The organism is Pseudomonas sp. FIP_A4 (genome assembly GCF_036701605.1).
Lineage (GTDB): Bacteria > Pseudomonadota > Gammaproteobacteria > Pseudomonadales > Pseudomonadaceae > Stutzerimonas > Stutzerimonas phenolilytica.
The window spans coordinates 1-2,163 of the sequence record NZ_JAYDXP010000051.1 but is presented as its reverse complement, the minus strand read 5'-3'; the positions used below and the strand labels follow the sequence as shown (position 1 = coordinate 2,163).

General features: G+C 37.0%; 2 protein-coding genes. One reads left to right on the top strand and one right to left on the bottom strand.

Features of this window, described 5'->3' with window-relative positions; genetic code table 11:
• Positions 1 to 307: 307 nt before the first annotated feature.
• On the top strand, positions 308 to 481 hold the full coding sequence (locus U8L64_RS00390; protein WP_022619478.1) for a hypothetical protein: 174 nt from the start codon (positions 308 to 310) through the stop codon (positions 479 to 481).
• Positions 482 to 679: 198 nt separating this feature from the next.
• Here the strand turns inward: U8L64_RS00390 and U8L64_RS00385 are convergent, their stop codons facing one another.
• Positions 680 to 1,951: a hypothetical protein gene (locus U8L64_RS00385; RefSeq protein WP_333392730.1), complete on the bottom strand. Its 1,272-nt coding sequence runs from the start codon at positions 1,949 to 1,951 to the stop codon at positions 680 to 682.
• Positions 1,952 to 2,163: the final 212 nt, after the last annotated feature.

Below are 2,163 nucleotides of genomic sequence, written 5' to 3'. Positions count from 1 at the left end.
TAAGCGAAGCTACGAATGCATTTTTTCAAGGTAAACGCATCCTGGATTTAGTTTAAGTCGATGCAGATTGTGCGTACTTTATAAACAGAAAGTGGAAGCATTGAAAATTCTTGATTAGTCGGAAAACTATGAATGATTCTTCTATTTATTCATATATGTGATATATGGGTAATGTTTACATTTTCTGTATTGTTTTGGATATATAGTCTCAATAATTCTCATTATTTTTTTTTATAAAGTAGCTTTTGGAGATAAACATAAAATTTAGAAGTCGAGTTTAGGTGCAAGTTCAAGGAGCGAAAGGTCAATGAGTAGGTTATATAGGGATATAGAAGATATAGAACATAGCAAAGAGCTGCTTTTGAGCAATGTTTGTGGAAGCGGTATTCGCAATATTTTAGTAGCTCGTTACAGTCCGGTGCGTTTTTGGTTTTTTGAAAGTGCGTCTTCAGAGCGCTTTTGGTTTTCAAAAGCGCTCTGAAGTTCCTATACTTTCTAGAGAATAGGAACTTCGGAATAGGAACTTCAAAGCGTTTCCGAAAACGAGCGCTTCCGAAAATGCAACGCGAGCTGCGCACATACAGCTCACTGTTCACGTCGCACCTATATCTGCGTGTTGCCTGTATATATATATACATGAGAAGAACGGCATAGTGCGTGTTTATGCTTAAATGCGTACTTATATGCGTCTATTTATGTAGGATGAAAGGTAGTCTAGTACCTCCTGTGATATTATCCCATTCCATGCGGGGTATCGTATGCTTCCTTCAGCACTACCCTTTAGCTGTTCTATATGCTGCCACTCCTCAATTGGATTAGTCTCATCCTTCAATGCTATCATTTCCTTTGATATTGGATCATATGCATAGTACCGAGAAACTAGTGCGAAGTAGTGATCAGGTATTGCTGTTATCTGATGAGTATACGTTGTCCTGGCCACGGCAGAAGCACGCTTATCGCTCCAATTTCCCACAACATTAGTCAACTCCGTTAGGCCCTTCATTGAAAGAAATGAGGTCATCAAATGTCTTCCAATGTGAGATTTTGGGCCATTTTTTATAGCAAAGATTGAATAAGGCGCATTTTTCTTCAAAGCTTTATTGTACGATCTGACTAAGTTATCTTTTAATAATTGGTATTCCTGTTTATTGCTTGAAGAATCGCCGGTCCTATTTACTCGTTTTAGGACTGGTTCAGAATTCCTCAAAAATTCATCCAAATATACAAGTGGATCGATCCTACCCCTTGCGCTAAAGAAGTATATGTGCCTACTAACGCTTGTCTTTGTCTCTGTCACTAAACACTGGATTATTACTCCCAGATACTTATTTTGGACTAATTTAAATGATTTCGGATCAACGTTCTTAATATCGCTGAATCTTCCACAATTGATGAAAGTAGCTAGGAAGAGGAATTGGTATAAAGTTTTTGTTTTTGTAAATCTCGAAGTATACTCAAACGAATTTAGTATTTTCTCAGTGATCTCCCAGATGCTTTCACCCTCACTTAGAAGTGCTTTAAGCATTTTTTTACTGTGGCTATTTCCCTTATCTGCTTCTTCCGATGATTCGAACTGTAATTGCAAACTACTTACAATATCAGTGATATCAGATTGATGTTTTTGTCCATAGTAAGGAATAATTGTAAATTCCCAAGCAGGAATCAATTTCTTTAATGAGGCTTCCAGAATTGTTGCTTTTTGCGTCTTGTATTTAAACTGGAGTGATTTATTGACAATATCGAAACTCAGCGAATTGCTTATGATAGTATTATAGCTCATGAATGTGGCTCTCTTGATTGCTGTTCCGTTATGTGTAATCATCCAACATAAATAGGTTAGTTCAGCAGCACATAATGCTATTTTCTCACCTGAAGGTCTTTCAAACCTTTCCACAAACTGACGAACAAGCACCTTAGGTGGTGTTTTACATAATATATCAAATTGTGGCATGCTTAGCGCCGATCTTGTGTGCAATTGATATCTAGTTTCAACTACTCTATTTATCTTGTATCTTGCAGTATTCAAACACGCTAACTCGAAAAACTAACTTTAATTGTCCTGTTTGTCTCGCGTTCTTTCGAAAAATGCACCGGCCGCGCATTATTTGTACTGCGAAAATAATTGGTACTGCGGTATCTTCATTTCATATTTTAAAAGTTCGA

What these genes read in the sequence shown, in the direction of transcription:
- U8L64_RS00390 (WP_022619478.1), top strand. Translation starts at nt 308, where the DNA reads ATGAGTAGGTTATATAGGGATATAGAAGATATAGAACATAGCAAAGAG.
- U8L64_RS00385 (WP_333392730.1), bottom strand. Translation starts at nt 1,951, where the DNA reads ATGCCACAATTTGATATATTATGTAAAACACCACCTAAGGTGCTTGTT.